A 19,517-nucleotide genomic window follows, 5' to 3' on the forward strand; every position below is an offset into this window, starting at 1 on the left:
ATTATATTTCTAGCCTTTCCTTCATTTTTTCCATCTCATCAAATTGTCCCATATCAAACCAACATTCTTCTTTTAATACATAAGTACCTATATTTTTACCGTCTGATATACATCTTTCTATTATATCTGTAATGTGTATAAAAGTATCTTTTGGTATATATTGCAAAAATTCTGGCTCTATAATATATATTCCTGTATTAATAATAAAAGAAAATTTTGGCTTTTCTCTCATTTTTAATATATTACCATTATCATCTATATCTATAACACCATAGGATAAATTTTGATTTTTTTCTATACAAATAACAGTTGCTATATTTCCCATTTTTTTATGCTTTTCTAAAATTTTAGAGTAGTCATAATCTATCAATACATCACAATTAGTTAAAAATACTGTTTCTTTTATTTTATCTTTGATAAGATATAAGCCTCCACCAGTACCTAAAAAAATTTCTTCATCTATAAAATTTATTTTTTTATTTATTTCAGAAAAATAGGTTTTTATAAAGTTCTTTTTATAGTTTACTATCATATGAAAATCATTACAACCATATTTTTCAAAACTATCTATTATATGTTCTGTAATAGTTTTTTCACCTATAGGCATTAAAGGTTTTGGTAGTATATTAGTGTATGGCTTTAGTCGTGTTCCCTTACCTCCAGCCATTATTACAACTGGTATATTTATACTATTATTTAAAAACTTTTTATTTTTTTTTAAAAATTTAATGTTAATTATTATATCATCTCTATTTAAAATAGGCAAACTAATAATATCATTTTCTTCCATATATTTTTTATAATTTATATTTTCATCATTATATATATAATATGGATTGTAATTTCCAATAGTCTTTATAATATTATCTAAATTACCATTATTTATAATATATCTTCTTATGTCACCATCTGTAACACTTGCTAATAATTTATTATTATTGCATATAAAAACTATACCCTTTGAATTTTCATCTATTTTTTTTAAAACATTTAAAATAGTTTCTTCTTCTGACACAATATAACTACTTAAATCCATATTAGCACCTCAGCTATTTTCTATTTCTTTTATCTTTTTACATACATATAAAACATCTTCACAAAGTAAATTAGAACTACAAGGTATATTTAAAACTTTATCATAATAATAAGTAGCTTTTTCTATTTTATAGCACTGACAATCTTTATAAGGCTCTAATGTATGTATAAGCTTCCAAATAGGTCTTGTTTGAATTTTATTTTTTTGTAATTCTTTAATTAATAAATCTCTCTTATCTGTCAAATATGAATAAAACCAATAGTTTGACCTACATTTTTTATTAAACTGTAAAAGATTTATTTTATTTTCATTATATAGGTTATAATTTTTCTTTTTAATATCTATAAATTCTTCCAATCTTTCTAATTGAGCAAGACCTACTGCTGCCTGTAAGTTTGTCATTCTATAATTATAACCTATCTCATTATGCACAAAATATACTTCATCATCTTTTGCTTGTGTTGATAAATATTTTATTTTACTTGCAATATCCTCATTATTACAAACAACCATACCACCACCACCAGTAGTAATAATTTTATTTCCATTAAAAGAATATATCCCTACATCTCCTATTGTACCTGCATACTTGCCTTTATATACCCCATCTTCATAAAATGTACCAAGACTTTCTGTTGCATCTTCTATAACTTTTAAATTATACTTTTTACATATTTCCATAATATCTTCCATATTTGCCATATTACCAAAAATATGTACTACTATTATAGCTTTTATATGCTTATTTGTTTTTTTATTTATTAATTTATTATTTACAAAAATACATTCTTTTTCACAAAATTCTTGTAACTTTCTGGCATCTAAACAAAGACTATCGTCACAATCCATAAATATAGGTTCTGCTCCTACATATTTTATAGGATTTACTGCTGCAATAAATGTAAGTGTTGGGACTATAACCTCATTATTACTATTAATATTAAGAGTTAATAATGCTAAATGTATACCTGATGTACCACTTTGACAAGCAACAGCATAATTAGAGTTTGTATATTTTTTTACATTATTTTCAAAATCTACAATAAAACTTCCTGCTGTGGAAACCCATTCATCTTTTAAGGCTTTTTCTACATATTTTATTTCATTACCTTTTATATTTGGTACAGATAATGGTATCATTTTATTCATAATATCCCTCCTAATAAAACCATAATTTAATTTTTATTTCCATAAAGGATTTTTTAAAACCCATTCTCCAAAACTGTTTTTTTCAAATAAATCTCTATCATAAAATTTATCTATTATATTCCAAAATTCACTTTCTCTATACCCTGTAAATTGACAAAAATCTCTAACACAATTTACATCTAATAAATGGTCTCTTTTTTTAACTATATCTATAGCTTCTTCTCTTGTTAGCATACCATATCTAATATACCTAGATGTATAGTCTGTTGCACATCCATGTCCAAATTTAGGGTATTTTAACCAAGCATGAACAAGGTAGCCAACACTATCTACTTGGTCATAGTTTTCAGCATTCATACTTCTATTCCACTCGTGTGTCAAATCGTGGAATCCTCTATTTTTAGCAAATATATAGTTAGAATGACTATTCCATTTAATAAAATAACTTAAATAAATAGGGTCCAACTTATCTAATTCTTCTTTCGTTGGTGCTATTGTTAAATATAAATCTTTTTCTGTTATACCCAATTTCTCATCTACTAATTCTTCCATAGGTATATCTGAAGCAACACCATTTTTAAGTATTTCCCTTGCAGAATAAACCTCTTTTTCATCTTGTCCACCATATTCAAAACTTACATTTTCTCCATAAACTAATAATGGTGTATTAAATTTTAAAGACATATGCAAAGGATAAGTATATATTAATCTATCTAAAAACCAAGTTGGTTTCCCATATTTTTCAAATGTTTTTCTCATTAAAGCTTTTTGTAATTTTATATTAGGTTTGATACTAATTATGTTACAACCAAATTCTTCTGATATATTTTTTAAGTTATGAGCACCTGCTTTTGTAGCAGTAAAATTATCTTCTACTGTAAATAATATAGGGTTCATTCCTAATTTTTCTTTCATAATATGAACTTGGAAATGACTATCTTTACCACCCGATACTGCTATAGCACAGTCAAATCCATTTTTCCCATTCATTCCTCTATATTTGTCACATAACTTTTCAAGCTCTTTAAATCTTTCATCATAATCTATATTATCCCTATTATCATAATTAACACAGGCACTACATATCCCTTCGCTATTGAAACTTATACCTGGTCTTGTATTTGGCATAACACATTTCTTACAGTATTTAATATTTTTCATTTTATTCCTCCTGTATGTTATAATTATAAGCTTATATATTATAAATATCTGTTTTATATTTTGATATATTATTTCTTATCCAATCTATAGTTTCTCTTATACCTTCTTCAAAAGTATATTGTGGTTCCCAGTCAGTTAATTTTTTTATTTTATTATTAGCACCTAATAGTCTATTAACCTCACTTTTTTCGGGTCTTAATCTTTGTTCATCACATACAATTTTGGCTTTAGGGTTAATTTGAGATATAATCTCATTTGCAAGTTCACCTATAGATATTTCCTTATTAGTAGCAATATTTATCTCTTCACCGATAGTTTTATTAGATTTTGCTATTTCATAAAATCCTCTAACAGTATCTTTTACATAATTAAAATCCCTAGTAGGAGTTAAACTTCCTAATTGAATTTCTTGTTTACCATCTAAAAGTTGTGTAATAATTGTAGGTATAACAGCCCTTGCAGACTGTCTAGGACCATAAGTATTAAAAGGTCTAACTATGGAAATAGGCATATTAAAGCTTCTGTAAAAGCTTTCTGCAAGTCTATCTGCACCTATCTTTGTCGCAGAATATGGTGACTGCCCTTGGTATGGATGATTTTCATCTATAGGTACATACCTTGCTGTTCCATATACTTCAGATGTGGATGTTATTAATACTTTAGATGTATCAAAATCTCTACAAGCTTGCAAAACATTTAATGTCCCTTTAATATTTGTATCAACGTAAGAATCTGGAGAATGATAACTAAAAGGAATAGCTATTAAAGCTGCTAAATGAAAAACCTCATCCATACCTTTGATAGCCTCCTTAACACCATTAGGGTCTCTTATATCACCAGAAAATATTTCTATTTGATTTAACTTTTGTTTCTCTAAAGTATCAAGCCAACCCCAACTATTAAATGAATTATAATATGTAAATGCTTTTACATCATATCCTCTTTCTAATAAATATTCTACAAGATGACTACCTATAAATCCATCTGCTCCTGTAACAAGCGCTCTCATAAATCATAATCTCCTTCTTAAATAATAAATTACCTATATTCTAACAGATTTTCTTAATTTTTTAAACTATTAAAATATAGGCAATTTCTAAATTATATTAACTTTTACTAGCTCTAGCTATTTTCATAGCTTCTTTCCAAGTATCTCTAAAAGATCTTAAATGTTCTAAAACTTCATTTAATATTTCTATATCTTTTTTCATATTAGCTTCTGTAAGCCTTCTATATATATAATCATATGCTGCATATAATTCATGAGAAATATCATAATCCATATTTAATGTTACCTGAAACTCTCTAATTATATTCTTTACTTTTTGTATAGAATTATTAGCTATTTCATAATCTTTTTTTTCTATCGCTATAACAGCTTGATTAGCAAATTTAACAGCTCCATTATAAAGCATTAAAGTTAACTCTTCTGGTGTTGCTGTATTAATTGAATTTTCTTTAATTTTTGCATATGGATTATTATGCACTAAAATCACTCCTAATCTTAACTTTTTTCATCTATTAATAATCCTGCCATCTCCATAATTTTAGCTGCTAAGTCTAAGCTTTTTTCTGAAGGGATTTCTTTAATAACTTCTCCTGTTTCAGAATCCTTAATTTTAACAGTAACTCTGTTTGTTTTTTCATGTATATCATAAGAAAATTCTTTATTTGCTAATTTATACTTATTATTAACTTCTGTTACAAGTTTATCTAATGTTTCCTTACTTACAGAGTCTTCTTTTATAGCAGGGCTATTTTTTTCTATCTCTTTATTTGAATGTATATTATTAACTACATATTCACTTTTAATTTTTTCTTTATTGCTTAAACTTGGTTTTTCAATGTCTACGTTTGAAATATTAGAAAATTTAGTATTAATTTCCATGTTAATAACCTCCATGTTACCTAGAGCTATCGAATAAGTTCCCTTCAACTGTATTTTCATATGTACCTAAGTAACTTTTATTAAACTTAGATAATTCATTTACAGATTTAATTTTTCTTTTTAATAAATTAGAGATAGCATCTATTATTTCTTTATTTATTTTATCAAATTTAATTACTTCATTTATAATAAAATTATTTTCATCAATAATATTTTTAATATCATTATTTTCAATATTATAATTTTGTATAAAATCTTTTATTTTATTTTCTATATTATAAAGTTTATTAAATAATTTATCTCTATCTTCAATATAAGTATATATTTTATCAACTTCATCTTCAGAAATTTTAAATTCTTTATTTTTAGTATAATTAAGTATGTCTTTTAGAATACTATTTTTTTCAATTAATAGTTTTAAATATTCACTTTCTATCATATTTAACCCTTAATCCTTTAATTAATTAAATGAACTTAATAAAATTCCCATTTGAGTATTTTGTTGATTCATAGACTGCTCCATTTTAGCAAATAAATTATAATAATAATTTTCTTTATCATAGAGTCTTTGTCTTTCTTCTGCAAGTTTTTTAGCTATTTCTTCAATTTCTTTAGTTAAGTCATTGTTTACACCTGATATAGTACCTTCTATACCAGCTTTTTGAGTTAAATATCCTTTAACTCCAATAGCATCATCTATACTTTTATTAATTTTAGAAGCTATTCCATTTTCTGATGTAAATAATTGTTTTACATCTCCACTACGCTCTCTTAAAGCTTGTTTAAGCTTTTCCTCATCTATTTCAAGTTTACCACCAGAATTATAATCCTGACTAGTAGTTATTCCTATTTCATATAAAGAAATATTTTTACCACCAATATCTATAGATTTGTAAACATTATCTCTCATACTTCTTAAAAATTTATCTAAATGCTCAGATCTGTATAAAAATCCTTTTTTAGCTTGTTCTTCATATTTTTTTATTTCATCTTCAGTTAAGCCTTTTTTCTCCTCATCAGTCATAGGCTCATAATAACTATATTTATCAGATTTAGGTCTATTTTCTCTAACAGCTTTATTAAACGTATCTATAAGTTTATTATAATCATTTACAAAATCTTTTATTTTGTTAAATGTAGAATCTACATCAATATTAGATGAGATATTAACACTTCCTTTACTATTAATAGTAAAGCTTATACCATTCATCTCAATGTCATTAGAACTACTTGTAGCTTTTATGCCATCTACTTCAACTTCTGCATCTTGCCCTTCAACATGTACTGCATTTCTACTTTTATCGTCAAGGTCTACACCAAAATACTTTTTAAAAATTTCTTTAGTTTTTACATCTTGTATATCTATGTTACTATTATTCCCACTTTCCAAAGCTTCTAAAGTAAACCTTTTTGTTAACTCATTAAATCCAAGCTCAATACCTGCTCCGCTAGAGTTTACTTTATTTATTAAAGTCCTAATAGTATCATCTTTAGTTATTTTTATCTCTTTATTATCTTTACCAAATTTTAATGTTATTTCATTAGAATTACTAAATTCCCCATCAAAAGCATTAAATATATCAGTTAACTTAGAATCTAGCTTTATATCAACGCCTGGTTTAGCATTAATTTCATTACCTGTAATACTTTCTGCCTCTGCTTTTTTTATAATTTCTATATTATAATTTCCATTTTGGTTAGCATTTTTTATAGTTATAGCATTACTTACTTGGCCTGTAATTTTATCTATTACACTTGTTGTACTATTATTCCAAAATGCATCATATCCAATGTTATTAGATACATTAGTTCCTAACCATTTATTTTTAAAATCTTGAGTAGCAGAAATTATATTTCTATATGCCTCTTGCTCCCAACCTACTTTTATCTTATCTTTTTCTAGCCTAATCTTTTTAGCACTTTCTGCCTGCATTAACTTTTCTACCATACCTTCTGTGTCAAATCCTGATAACCCTGTTACACGATTTATATTTGATGTATACATTATAATACCTCCTTAAAAATTATATTTATATATTATATCGTCATTTTAAAATAATATATTTATGAATTTTTCAAAATTTCATTTAAATCTTCTATCTTTTCAATTATTTCATATTCTAATATATCTGCTATTAAATTAAAATCTTGATTTTCCATACCATCTAAAATTTCAGAAATATTTTCTTTTAAGTCCTCAATTGATATATTAACATTTTCTATATTCATTAAATTTAGACCATTAATACAATATGTTAATCCTTCTAATAAATCTGGTAAATCATTTAAATCACTATTTGTTCTAATAGTATTTATTACTTCTTCAATTCTTTCACTAACTTTTTTAATGTATTCTTTTATATCATTTAAAAGTTGTTTTTTATCTATATTTTCCATTATATACTCCTTTAATTTTCATATCCCATTTCTTCTTTTATAATTTTAATTAAATTTCCTAAAACTTCATCTATAGTAGTATATATTTTTTCATTCATTAAAGCAAAATTAATATTTTCATCTTCAACTTCGTCTATAACATAATATTCTGTAATATCTGTTATGTATGGTTCTATTAAAGATACCATAATTTTATTTCCCCTTATTTTCTCATCTATTTCATCTAATCTTTTTATAAGATTATTATTTTTATTAAAACCTGATATAGGATATTTAACATTATTCAATATTTTTTTTACTAATTCAACAGATTCTTTTGTAAATTCTTTTATTTCACATAAATCATAATAAACTTCCCTAACTTTTTTAAAGGCTTCTTCTTTATCATTGCAAATAATATTGCTTTCTTTAAACTTATTATTTATTATTTTTTGTATATCGCAATATTTATCTTTACAATAAATATCTATACATTCTCTTAAAGTTCTCGTTTCTACACCTGGTATTTTAAGTCCGCCTTCACTAGCTTGTATTATTCTTACATTTTGAGGTAAATCTTTTGCATAATTTTCAAAAATTTCTCTGAAATACATAAAAGGTTCATTAGAGTATACAGTATTACCATACATATCTTCTACTGGCATATTATAATGATGGTATTCTTTATAATCATACAAATTCTTATCATGTACACTTCCTTTTGCATGTATATTATCTTTTGTCCATGAAAAGTCTTGTCCTATTAGTATTATTTGTGATGCACCAAAATATGTTGCAACTGTAGTACAAAAATATGTTACAGTAGGTCCTACAGATACACCATCTTCCTCTATATCCTTTAATACAAACTTTAAAAATTCATTTAAAGTTATGGATAAAATTTTATTAGAGTTATGCTTTTTTAAAAGTTCATTATTACAATATTTTGTATATATTAATGGTATATTAGCTTCAAAATCTGTTATCCCATATTGCAAACTATCAATAGTAGCTATAAAATCTGGAACTATTCCCTCTTTTTCTAAAACCTTAGCAGCAGAAAATACACTTATTATACAAACTTTCCCTTTTAGTTCTTTAAGTAAATGTATATTTTTATTAAGAGAAGGTCCAGCTCCAACTACAATTATAGGTTTATCTTTAAACATATTTTCAAAATCAAATAATTTATAAGAATTTAAAAAATAACTAAAATTAGAAAAAGTACTCTTTAACCAGATATATTTATATGCATGCCTTGTATGAAAGTTCATTTTTATATTTCTTAAAACTTCTTTTATTTTTTTAGCAAATTCTTTATAGGTGTCAAAATATATTTCTTTATAAAGGAATACACTTTCAATTCTATAATCACAGTTATCTAAATTTACCAAACTAAACATACTATCTATACTAAATGCTATAGAAATATCTTTATTACCTAAAATATGACACATATCAATATTTTTCATAGCAATATCAAAAATTTCTTTATCAGGTTCAAATACAACTATTCTTCCTCTTTCTTTTACTTGGTTATAAAGTTCTTCCACATAATAAGATAACCCAAATCCAAACATAAAAATTACAGAACCATAATTAATTTTCGGATAATTTTTATAGTATTTTTCAGCTTCTTTGATAGGGTTATATTTACTATGTAAATAAACACTTCTTTCATCTTTATCTATTTTTAGTGTTATACTGCCATTTTTACATATTTCTATTTTATCTTCATACTTATTTTTTTCTATGATTTCATACTTTCCATACTTTTTTTCATATGATAATACATTATTTTCATAAACTTCCTTGTTCATATTCTACCTCCTTATAATTATATATAGAGATAAACTTTTATCCCTATATATAATTATAAGGACTAAATATTTAGTCCTTATAATTATACTCTATTAACCAAGTAATTGAGTAATACTTTGTGGTGCTTGATTAGCTTGAGCAAGCATAGAAGTTGCTGCTTGTTGTAAAACATTAGCTTGTGTAAGTTCCATCATTTCTCTAGCCATATCTGCATCTTCTATACGAGAATTAGCTGCAGATAAGTTTTCTCTAGAATTTTTTATGTCATTAATAGAGTGTTCAAGACGATTTTGATAAGCTCCTAACTGTGCTCTTGATTCAGCTACTTTTGCAAGAGCAGTATCAAGGTTACTTATTATTCCAGGTAAACTAGCAACATCTGTAAAGCTTCCAGCAATATCTGAAATTCCTAAAGCACTTGTTTGAAGAGCCCCACCTGAAACTGCAACCTTTAACGTTTGATCTTTATTAGCACCTATTTGAAGTGTTATACCAGCACTAAGAGCACCTGTTCCTATATTTTGTTTATTGAATTGTGTTCTTCCTGCTAATGCATCTATTTCATCTTCTAATTGTTGTACCTCTCTTTGAATTTTAGCCCTATCTTCTTGAGTATTAGTTCCATTTGTTGCCTGTATAGCAAGTTCTCTCATTCTTTGTAACATATCTGAAACTTCATTCATAGAACCTTCAGCTGTTTGTACTAAACTTACACCATCTTCAGCATTTTTAGCTGCCATATCAAGACCTCTAATTTGAGATTTCATTTTATCAGATATAGCTAAACCTGCTGCATCATCAGCTGCAGAATTGATTTTTTTACCTGAAGACAACTTATGGTTAGCTTTTTGTTGTCTGTTACCAACTGCTCCTAAGTTTCTATGTGCTGTTAAAGCTCTAATATTTGTGTTAATTACAGTATTCATTGCCATAATAAAATTCCTCCTTGAATAAATTAATAATCTTCCTTGATTATTAATTATAACTTTATAAAATTATAATATTGAAATGATATTTAATTGGCCAATTATTTATCTTTCAATATATATATCGAACATTTTTTTATATACTTAACCCCTTTTTCATTTTTATTTTATTTGATTTTATTTTTTTTATATGATAGACTAATAATATATTTTAAGGAGTGGTTTAATTTGGAATATATAAATATTAAAAATGAAATTTTAACTTCTTTACAAAATAAAAATGTAAATGATGCAAAATTTTTAATAGCAAAAATAGAAAATAACTATAAAAATGATATTGACATAATATATTTTAATGCATATATTTGTTTTTTAGATGGAAATATAAATAAAGCCCATTATTTATGTAAAAAAGCACTTTCTACTAATCCATTAAATTTTTATCTTAATGAACTATTAATGCATATATGTATACTAAAAAATGATTTTGAACAATTAAATAAAATATTATGTTTTTTCTTTAATATATTTGAAATTAATAAAGAGCTTAATAATAAAATTTATGATTCATATAATATTCCTGAATATTGTAATTATATTTTTGATTTTTTTAGAAAAAATAATATAAAATATAATAATTATTTTTTTAGAAATGCTGCTTGGGGCAGACCTTTAAATAACTTTATTGGTAAAAATTTTAATGACTTTTTGTTTACAAAACCTTTAATCCAAAGCCCAGAATATTTTGACCAATTTTATAATAACCTTAGAATGCAAGGTTTTAAAATGTACTCTAATGAATATTTAGATAATAATAAAAAATATATTTTACCTATATACTCTTATGAAAAAGAAAATATAATTTCTATATATAACGAAAATGAGAATAAAGCCTATAAATTTATACTTAATAATATAAACTATTATTTATTTAATATTAAAGGTATAAGTAACTTAAAATGCAATTCTGATGTATTCATAGGAAAACCTATTCCTTGTTTTAAATTTGAAAATAATAAAGATTTAGTTTTAACATTATTTATAGACGGACTATCACAAAGTGTCATAGAAGAAAATGGTGGATTAAAAAATCTTATGCCACATACACATAGTTTCTTTAAAGATTATATGTATTGTAACAATTTTTATACATCTGGTGAATGGACATATGTTAGTATAGCTAGTTATTTTACAGGTCAATATACTGTAAATCATAAACTTTTCCATCCTAAGTTTAATATAACTTTAAGAGATGATATAAAGATATTATCTGAATATATTAACGATAAAAATTATTTTACATCTAAAATAGATGGTGATTGGCGTAGTAATTTTGCATATGGGTATTATCGTGGATTTGACCATATAATATACGAGCCTTCTCTTAATGGTAATATGACAATTAAAGATATACCTTCATCTTTAATAGAACATATGGAAACTTTTAAAAACACAAATATGTTTATTCATACTTGTATACCAGATTTACATGATATAGCAGATGGATATAACCTAGCATATCCTATACAAGCTATAGAGCCATATAATGAAAAGCCTATAAGTGAAAACTTTATTGCCTCCGAAACTAGTGTAAGAACGGAATATAGCGAAGCGAGAAAACACTCATACATTAGAATGATGAAATATATAGACACCCATTTAAGAAGTATTTATTGTTATATAGAAGATAATTTTGACCTTGACAATATAACTATAGCATTAATATCAGACCATGGACAAGGTTTTCTAGTAAAACCTGATGAGGAATTTTTATCTGATGGTAGAGTTAAGGTACCTTTATTAATAAGAAGTAAAGAAACAAAAAATATAAAATGTGATGAGCTTGTACAAAATGTAGATTACGTAGCTATAATGGATAAAATATTAGGACTTAATGTAAATTACAGAAAAATTGATGCTAATTTGCCTGGTTGTTTAGGTGGTAAAGAAAGAGAATATGCTTATTCTGAGAGTTTATTTCCTGGAGACCCTTACAGAGCACTTATTAATATGAAAGATTGTGAATTTTTCTTTGAAAGTAAAGAAAATGTAGAGCAAGATGGAAGAGTTATACTAGATGAATATAGAACTCATTTAAAAAACAAAAAAACAAAAGAAGATATTAATGATGAAGAACTGTTAAAAAAATGTATCGATATAGTTTTTGAACATATGAAATATAATAGAATTTATATTTAGGTTATTAAATGTTTCATAAATATATATGTATATATATTTATTCAATATTAGTACTAATATTGAACGTTTTTAAACAGAAAAGGTGATAAAATGAATGCAATTATTTTAGTAGCAGGTTTAGGAAAAAGGCTTTACCCTTTAAGCAAGCACACACCTAAACCGCTTATAAAAATAAACAACGAAACTTTTTTAGAAAGACAAATAAAATTTTTAAAAGATAGTGGTATTAATGATATTACATTAGTAACTGGCTATTTAAAAGAAAAATTTGAATTTTTAAAGAAAAAATATAGTGTAAATATTGTTTATAATAATAAATATGACATTTATAATAATATTTATAGCCTTTACCTTGTTAAAGACTTACTTGATAAAACATACATTTTAAATGGCGACATATATTATAAAAACAATCCATTTAATACAAAATTCGAAAAAACTACTTATCTTGCCCCAAAAAAACAATCCTTTAATGATGAATGGATACTTTCTGTTAATGAAAATAACAAGGTAGAGAAAATATCCATTGCCTCAGGGGAAAATGAATATATAATATGTGCTGGTGCATATTTAAATAGTATAAATAGCTTATCTTTAAAATTTCATTTAGAAGATATATATAAAAATAAAAAACATTTATTAAAAACATACTATTGGGATAATATAGTGTTAGATTATATAGATGAAATGGATGATATTTATTTATATCCTTTAAAGGATGAGGATATATACGAAATAGACACATTATATGAGTACTACACATTAAAAAACTTAATAGAAAATAACTAAAAATGGTAAAGATAAAATCTTTACCATTTTTAGTTTATATTTTATTTCATATTCTTATTTTGTCTCATTTTTTCAAACCATTCAGCAGTTTTAGCATCTAAATTATCAAAAAGCATATTATTTTTTATAGGTTTTATTTCTTCTATTTTTTTAGAAACTTTTTTTGCAGTAAATCTTATATCTGCCCTAAGCTCTGTTGCAGATACTCTTATAGCTCCAGAACCCATTATAATAATTTGCTCTAATCTATCTGATGTAGCAACTTTTACAATATAATTTTTTACTAAATCTTTTGTTATACGTTCTATGTAATTATCTGCTGTTTCTGCCTCTTTAGTATAAACAATATAAGTTTTACCTATTTTTTCTATACTTCCTTTGTTTCCTTTTACCCTATGTGCATCAAAAACTATAATAAGTTCAATACCTTTAGCCCCCTGATAATTAGAAAGGATAGATATAAGTTTATCTCTAGCATCTTCTAAGGAATACTCACACAATTTTTTTAAATCTTCCCAAGCAAATATAATGTTATAGCCATCTACAAGTAAATATTCTTTTTTCATAGGCTATCTATCCTTTATAAAAATTTTCTTTGTCTTACAACCTCATACATTAAAAGACCTGCTGCAACAGAAGCATTTAAAGATTCTATTTTACCATACATAGGTATTTTAACAGAATAATCACAATTTTCTTTAACAAGACGTGATACTCCGTCACCTTCATTACCTATTACAATACCTATAGCTCCTTTTAAATCTGCCTTAAAACAATCTGTCCCTTTCATATGGGCACAAGCTATCCAAAGTCCTTGTTTTTTAAGCTTTTCTATTTCTTTTGATATATTGTTTACTCTAGCTACTGGAACATACTCTAAAGCACCTGCTGATGTTTTACTAACAATAGCTGTAAGAGATACTGCTCTTCTTTTTGGTATTATAACTCCGTGTGCACCTACTGCATCTGCCGTTCTTATTATTGCCCCTAAATTATGTGGGTCTGTTATTTCATCTAATATTATAACAAATGGCTCTTCGCCACGTTTTTTAGCATTTTCTAGTATATCTTCAACTTCACAATATTCGTGTGCAGGGCAAAGAGCTATTACACCTTGTGGATTGTTTGTTCTTTTCATTTGCTCCATTCTTAATTTATCTACTTCCTGAACAACTATCCCTTTTTCTAAAGCTTTAGCTACTATAACCTTTAAAGTTCCTTCAACTTCACCCTTTTTAACAAATATTTTATCTATAGTTTTATTATGATTTAAAGCCTCTAGTACGCTATTTCTTCCCTCTAACTGAAAACTATCTTCTTCAAAATCATCTCTTCTTAATGTTCTTTTACTATTTGGCTTATTATGTTTATTTATAGCCTTATTTTTATTATTTTTATTATTTTTCTTTTGCTTTTTCATTTTTTCACTCCTAATTATTCATTATCTCCAAACATATTTTAAAAAGCTCACTTATTCTTTGTTGTTCTCCTTTTAAATAAAGGTAACCAAAAAGTGCCTCTAGTCCTGTAGCATTTTTATAATCTATCATTGTAGAATTTTTTGCTTTTGTGTTAGAATTTGCATTTCTTCCTCTTTTAAGGATAGCCTTTTCTTCTTCACTTACCATATCTAAAAGGCTTTTGTACATTTTAGATTGACTAGTAGCATTAACTAAAGCTTTAGATTTTTGATGTAGCTTATTAGCCGACATATTTGCTTGCTTTAAAATGTACTCTCTAACACAAAGGTCAAAAATACAATCTCCCATATAAGCAAGAGCAAGGGGAGAATATTGCCTTATATCTACTATTTTATCTTCCATTATTCTTTACTCCATATAACACCTGCTGATGTATCTCTTAAAATAATACCTTTTTCTTTTAAACTATCTCTTATTTCATCTGCAAGTTTATAATCTTTATTCTTTTTAGCCTCTTGTCTTTTTTCTATAAGTCTCTCTATTTCATTTTCATCTATATTGTCTTCTTTTTCTGTTTCGTATAAAATGCCCAAAACATTACAAAGGCTCAATATTTCATCTAATAACTTTTGCAAAAATTCTTTAGAAGATTTATCATTAGCAACCGAATTTATAAGCCTTACTATTTCAAAAATACAAGTAATAGCATTAGATGTGTTAAAATCATTGTCCATTTCTTCTTCAAAAGTGTTTTTATAACCAGATATATTTTTAAATATATCTAGTGTGTTTTCTTCATCTGTTAAATTTTCTGTTGTAGAGCTATTAATAAGATGATTTAAATTATTTACACAATTTTTAATTCTATCTAATCCTTTTTTGCTAGCCTCCATAGCCTCTCTACTAAAATTAATAGGTGCTCTATAATGTCCACATAAAATAAAGAATCTTATAACATCATATGGTATTTCATTTGCTATATCCCTAACAGTAAAAAAATTACCTTTAGATTTACTCATTTTTTCATTGTCTATATTAATAAACCCATTGTGTAACCAATATTTAGCAAAAGGCCTATGGTTACAACATTCACTTTGAGCTATTTCATTTTCGTGATGAGGGAAAATCAAGTCCTCTCCTCCGGCGTGTATATCAATTTCTTCACCCAAATATTTTTTTGCCATAACAGAGCATTCTATATGCCAACCAGGACGCCCCTCTCCCCAAGGAGATTCCCAAGCTATTTCTCCTTCTTTTTTAGGTTTCCATAGTACAAAATCTGTATCATTTTTTTTAGCTTCATCTAGCTTTATCCTAGAACCTATTTCAAGTTCATCTAGCTTTTTACCAGATAATTTACCGTATTCTTTAAAAGATTTTGTATCAAAAAATACTGTACCATTTACTTCATAAGCATTTTTTTGCTCTATCAAAGTTTGTATCATTTCTTTTATTTCTTTTATTTCTTCTGTAACTCTAGGTGCATATGTTGGTGCTTTTACATTTAAAGCCTTAGCATCTTTTAAAGCCTCTTCTATATATCTATTTGCTATAACGATAGTATCTACACCTTCACTGTTTGCCTTATTTATAATTTTATCATCTACATCAGTAAAGTTTTGTACATATGTTACATCATATCCTTTATATTCAAAATACCTTCTTATTGTATCAAAAACAACATAAGGCCTAGCATTACCTATGTGTATAAAATCATATACGGTAGGCCCACAAACATACATTTTAACCTTATTTTCTTCAAGTGGTATAAAATTTTCTTTTTGTTTAGTTAAAGTATTGTATAGTTTCATATTTTCCTCCTATTTTATTTGTATTTATTGTTTAACAACAAGACAAACTGCATTAGCACTTATACCCTCTAATGCTCCAGTAAATCCAAGCCCTTCTTCTGTAGTAGCTTTAACATTTATCTGGCTTTTATCTATATTAAGACACATAGCCATAGTTTCTTCCATTTTATCTATATAAGGACGCATTTTAGGTGCTTGTGCAATAATTGTAGAATCTATATTTATTATTTCATATCCATCTTCTTTTAAAATGTTGTATACTTTTTTAAGTAGCTCTAAACTACAAATATTTTTAAACCTATCATCATTGTCTGGAAATAGCTTACCTATATCGCCTTTTTTTGTAGCTCCAAGCAAACTGTCTATAATAGCGTGTACTAGTACATCTGCATCAGAATGTCCTAATAGCCCCTTTTCATAAGGTATTAAAACTCCCCCTATTATAAGTTCTCTATCTTCAACAAACCTATGCACATCATAACCATTGCCTATTCTTATATTCATAACCACACCTCACTTTTAATCCTTATATAAATTATACATTAAATTGGTATAGTTTTCAATGTAAAATATAATGTTTTAAAATATACTAAGAAAAAACTGTAAAGCAAAAAGTTATAGCCAAGCACATTAAAACACCAACTATTGTAGGTATAATAAAAGATAAAAATGTCCATTTTATACTTTTTGTTTCTTTATATACAGTAAGGCAAGTTGTAGAGCAAGGCCAATGGAATATACAAAATATAGCCATACTTATAGCAGTGTTTAAAGTCCACCCATTTAATAATAAAAGTTCCTTTAATTGGTGTATATTATCTATTTCTAAAAGAGTATTTGTACCTAAATAGCTCATTATTATTATAGGAAAAACTATTTCATTAGCAGGAAACCCTAATATAAAAGCCATTAGTATTACTCCGTCTAATCCCATAAGGCTAGCTAAAGGGTTTAAAAAATCTGTTGTGTGTAATAAAATTGTTTTATCTCCTATTACTATGTTTGCCATAAGCCAAATTACAGCTCCAGCAGGTATAGCTACAACAACTGCTCTACCTAAAACAAATAAAGTTCTATCAAAAATAGACCTTACTATTGTTTTTAAAATTTGAGGTTTTCTATAAGGTGGTAGCTCTAATGTAAAATTAGTAGGTATACCTTTTAATATTGTTTTAGATAAAATATTAGATATTAACAATGTCATACCTACACCTAGTAATATTATAAATATTAACAACATTGTAGATAAAAAAGAATTGAAAAATCCTATAGTACCCCCTATAAAAAACATTGATATAATAGATATTAATGTAGGAAAACGCCCATTACAAGGTACAAAGTTGTTAGTTAAAATAGCTATTAACCTTTCTCTAGGACTATCTATTATTCTACACCCAGTTATAGCACAAGCATTGCAACCAAAACCCATACACATAGTTAAAGCTTGCTTGCCACAGGCATTACATTTTTTAAACATTCTATCCATATTAAAAGCTATTCTTGGTAAATATCCTAAATCTTCTAATATAGTAAACATAGGAAAAAATATAGCCATAGGTGGTAACATAACAGCTACAACCCAACCTACAACTTTATAAACACCATCTACTAAAATATTTACAACAAAATCTGGCAAATGTATATATTCTAAACCATATCTAAGGTTATCTTCAAAAGTAAAAAACATATTAGAGAGCATACTAGAAGGATAGTTAGCCCCTACAATAGTTATCCAAAATATTAAGCCTAACAAAGCTAACATAACTGGTATTCCTATTGATTTACTTGTCAAGTATTTATCTATATTTAAAGCCTTTCTATAATAATCTCTATCTTTATATTCTACTGTTTCTTTTACTATTTTTTCACAATTACTATATATTGCATTTGTTATACTATCTGTAATATTTATATTATTATCTTTAATATATTTTTTTGCTTTTTCTAAAGATTTTAATATATTTTCATCTTTTGATAAACTAAAATCTATATATTTTTCTATATTTTTCAATAAACTTTCGTCATCTTCTAATAATTTTAAACAAATAAATCTTTTATCTAATTTCTTAGTATCTATATTTTCTAAGCTATTTTGTAATATATCAATCACTTTTTCTATATGCTCATCATATTTTACAATATATAAATTGTTATTATCTTTTTCTATTTTTTGTAATAGCTTATCTATTTCTCTCTTTTTTACAGCTGTTATCCCTACTACTTGTATACCTAGTATTTCGCTTAATTTATCTATATTTACATTTATATGTTTCTTTTTTGCCTCGTCTAAAAGATTTATACATAAAATTACATTTTTTCTTGCTTCTATTGTTTGCAAAACAAGTGCTAAATTTCTTTCTAAAGCTGTTGCATCACAAACTATTATTATTTTATAAGTATCCTCAAAGCATATAAAATCTCTTGCCACTTCCTCGTCTTTAGATTGGCTTATTAAAGAATATGTGCCTGGTACATCTATTACAGTGTAATTTTCATTATTGTATTTAAAATGTCCTTTTGCATTAGTAACAGTTTTACCTGCCCAGTTTCCTGTATGTTGATTCATTCCTGTTAAATTGTTAAAGACAGTAGTTTTACCAACATTAGGGTTACCAGCAAGAGTTAATATCTTTTCTTTATTCATACTATACCCTTTCTACTAATATGTTTTTGAGCCACTTATTATAATTATCTTATGTAAATATTTAAATTATTTAATAATATCTAATTAATAAAACTCCCCCTTTTAATATATTTAGTTTAAGGAAACTTTTATGTATTATATTTTAAAATTTATAAAATGTTACAAAATAATATTTAGTATACACATTAAAAAATTATAATAAAATATATAGTCTTAATATTACTCAAAAAAATGTGTTATACTTAATAAAAATACAATTATACAAGTTTAAAAGCAAATTTAAATAATGTTAAAAC

The 19,517-nt window shown here is 25.7% G+C and carries 19 protein-coding genes; 2 read left to right on the forward strand and 17 right to left on the reverse strand.

Features of this window, described 5'->3' with window-relative positions; genetic code table 11:
* Window position 1: 1 nt before the first annotated feature.
* The 11 genes from R5Z65_RS03335 to R5Z65_RS03385 form a co-directional block, all read right to left on the reverse strand.
* Complete coding sequence (locus tag R5Z65_RS03335; protein ID WP_317367058.1) at window positions 2–1,036, reverse strand: sugar phosphate nucleotidyltransferase; 1,035 nt, start codon at window positions 1,034–1,036, stop codon at window positions 2–4.
* A gap of 9 nt (window positions 1,037–1,045) precedes the next feature.
* Window positions 1,046–2,185: a LegC family aminotransferase gene (locus R5Z65_RS03340; protein WP_331678005.1), complete on the reverse strand. Its 1,140-nt coding sequence runs from the start codon at window positions 2,183–2,185 to the stop codon at window positions 1,046–1,048.
* A 33-nt stretch (window positions 2,186–2,218) separates the two neighbouring features.
* A complete protein-coding gene (locus R5Z65_RS03345) occupies window positions 2,219–3,346 on the reverse strand; it encodes an N-acetyl sugar amidotransferase (protein WP_317367060.1) in 1,128 nt (375 codons plus the stop codon).
* A gap of 31 nt (window positions 3,347–3,377) precedes the next feature.
* Window positions 3,378–4,355: an NAD-dependent 4,6-dehydratase LegB gene (locus tag R5Z65_RS03350; RefSeq protein WP_317367061.1), complete on the reverse strand. Its 978-nt coding sequence runs from the start codon at window positions 4,353–4,355 to the stop codon at window positions 3,378–3,380.
* Between the two features lie 97 nt (window positions 4,356–4,452).
* Complete coding sequence (fliS, locus tag R5Z65_RS03355) at window positions 4,453–4,833, reverse strand: flagellar export chaperone FliS (protein WP_331678006.1); 381 nt, start codon at window positions 4,831–4,833, stop codon at window positions 4,453–4,455.
* Window positions 4,834–4,850: 17 nt separating this feature from the next.
* Entirely contained in the window at window positions 4,851–5,234 is a 384-nt protein-coding gene (locus R5Z65_RS03360) for a flagellar protein FlaG (protein ID WP_317367062.1), read from the reverse strand.
* Window positions 5,235–5,250: 16 nt separating this feature from the next.
* On the reverse strand, window positions 5,251–5,673 hold the full coding sequence (locus tag R5Z65_RS03365; protein ID WP_317367063.1) for a hypothetical protein: 423 nt from the start codon (window positions 5,671–5,673) through the stop codon (window positions 5,251–5,253).
* A 21-nt stretch (window positions 5,674–5,694) separates the two neighbouring features.
* A complete protein-coding gene (fliD, locus tag R5Z65_RS03370; RefSeq protein ID WP_317367064.1) occupies window positions 5,695–7,239 on the reverse strand; it encodes a flagellar filament capping protein FliD in 1,545 nt (514 codons plus the stop codon).
* A gap of 59 nt (window positions 7,240–7,298) precedes the next feature.
* Window positions 7,299–7,631 carry a hypothetical protein gene (locus R5Z65_RS03375; RefSeq protein WP_317367065.1) on the reverse strand — a complete coding sequence of 111 codons (333 nt, stop codon included), beginning with the start codon at window positions 7,629–7,631 and terminating at the stop codon, window positions 7,299–7,301.
* An 11-nt stretch (window positions 7,632–7,642) separates the two neighbouring features.
* Window positions 7,643–9,430, reverse strand: a complete 1,788-nt coding sequence (locus R5Z65_RS03380; protein WP_317367066.1) for a 6-hydroxymethylpterin diphosphokinase MptE-like protein — start codon at window positions 9,428–9,430, stop codon at window positions 7,643–7,645.
* A gap of 93 nt (window positions 9,431–9,523) precedes the next feature.
* Window positions 9,524–10,363: a flagellin gene (locus R5Z65_RS03385; RefSeq protein ID WP_317367068.1), complete on the reverse strand. Its 840-nt coding sequence runs from the start codon at window positions 10,361–10,363 to the stop codon at window positions 9,524–9,526.
* A 222-nt stretch (window positions 10,364–10,585) separates the two neighbouring features.
* Here R5Z65_RS03385 and R5Z65_RS03390 point away from each other — a divergent pair, with 222 nt between their 5' ends.
* Window positions 10,586–12,556 (forward strand): sulfatase-like hydrolase/transferase, encoded by a 1,971-nt coding sequence (locus R5Z65_RS03390; RefSeq protein WP_317367069.1) that lies wholly within the window; start codon window positions 10,586–10,588, stop codon window positions 12,554–12,556.
* Window positions 12,557–12,646: 90 nt separating this feature from the next.
* Window positions 12,647–13,345, forward strand: a complete 699-nt coding sequence (locus tag R5Z65_RS03395; protein ID WP_317367070.1) for a sugar phosphate nucleotidyltransferase — start codon at window positions 12,647–12,649, stop codon at window positions 13,343–13,345.
* A 41-nt stretch (window positions 13,346–13,386) separates the two neighbouring features.
* Here R5Z65_RS03395 and R5Z65_RS03400 read toward each other — a convergent pair whose 3' ends face one another.
* The 6 genes from R5Z65_RS03400 to feoB all read right to left on the reverse strand — a co-directional run bounded on the left by R5Z65_RS03400 (window position 13,387) and on the right by feoB (window position 19,221).
* Window positions 13,387–13,911: an NYN domain-containing protein gene (locus R5Z65_RS03400; protein WP_317367071.1), complete on the reverse strand. Its 525-nt coding sequence runs from the start codon at window positions 13,909–13,911 to the stop codon at window positions 13,387–13,389.
* A gap of 14 nt (window positions 13,912–13,925) precedes the next feature.
* The gene (rlmB, locus tag R5Z65_RS03405) at window positions 13,926–14,765 is read right to left on the reverse strand and encodes a 23S rRNA (guanosine(2251)-2'-O)-methyltransferase RlmB (protein WP_317367072.1); all 840 of its coding nucleotides are present in this window, start codon (window positions 14,763–14,765) and stop codon (window positions 13,926–13,928) included.
* Window positions 14,766–14,775: 10 nt separating this feature from the next.
* Complete coding sequence (locus R5Z65_RS03410; protein WP_317367073.1) at window positions 14,776–15,168, reverse strand: ribonuclease III domain-containing protein; 393 nt, start codon at window positions 15,166–15,168, stop codon at window positions 14,776–14,778.
* Entirely contained in the window at window positions 15,168–16,577 is a 1,410-nt protein-coding gene (cysS, locus tag R5Z65_RS03415; protein ID WP_317367074.1) for a cysteine--tRNA ligase, read from the reverse strand. The genes R5Z65_RS03410 and cysS overlap by 1 nt, the downstream gene beginning before the upstream one ends.
* 24 nt (window positions 16,578–16,601) lie before the next feature.
* Window positions 16,602–17,075 (reverse strand): 2-C-methyl-D-erythritol 2,4-cyclodiphosphate synthase, encoded by a 474-nt coding sequence (gene ispF, locus R5Z65_RS03420; protein WP_317367079.1) that lies wholly within the window; start codon window positions 17,073–17,075, stop codon window positions 16,602–16,604.
* 91 nt (window positions 17,076–17,166) lie between these two features.
* Complete coding sequence (feoB, locus tag R5Z65_RS03425; RefSeq protein ID WP_317367075.1) at window positions 17,167–19,221, reverse strand: ferrous iron transport protein B; 2,055 nt, start codon at window positions 19,219–19,221, stop codon at window positions 17,167–17,169.
* Between the last annotated feature and the right edge of the window lie 296 nt (window positions 19,222–19,517).

Origin of the sequence: uncultured Tyzzerella sp., from assembly GCF_963558545.1 — a bacterium.
Classification (GTDB): Bacteria; Bacillota; Clostridia; order Lachnospirales; family CAG-274; genus Tyzzerella.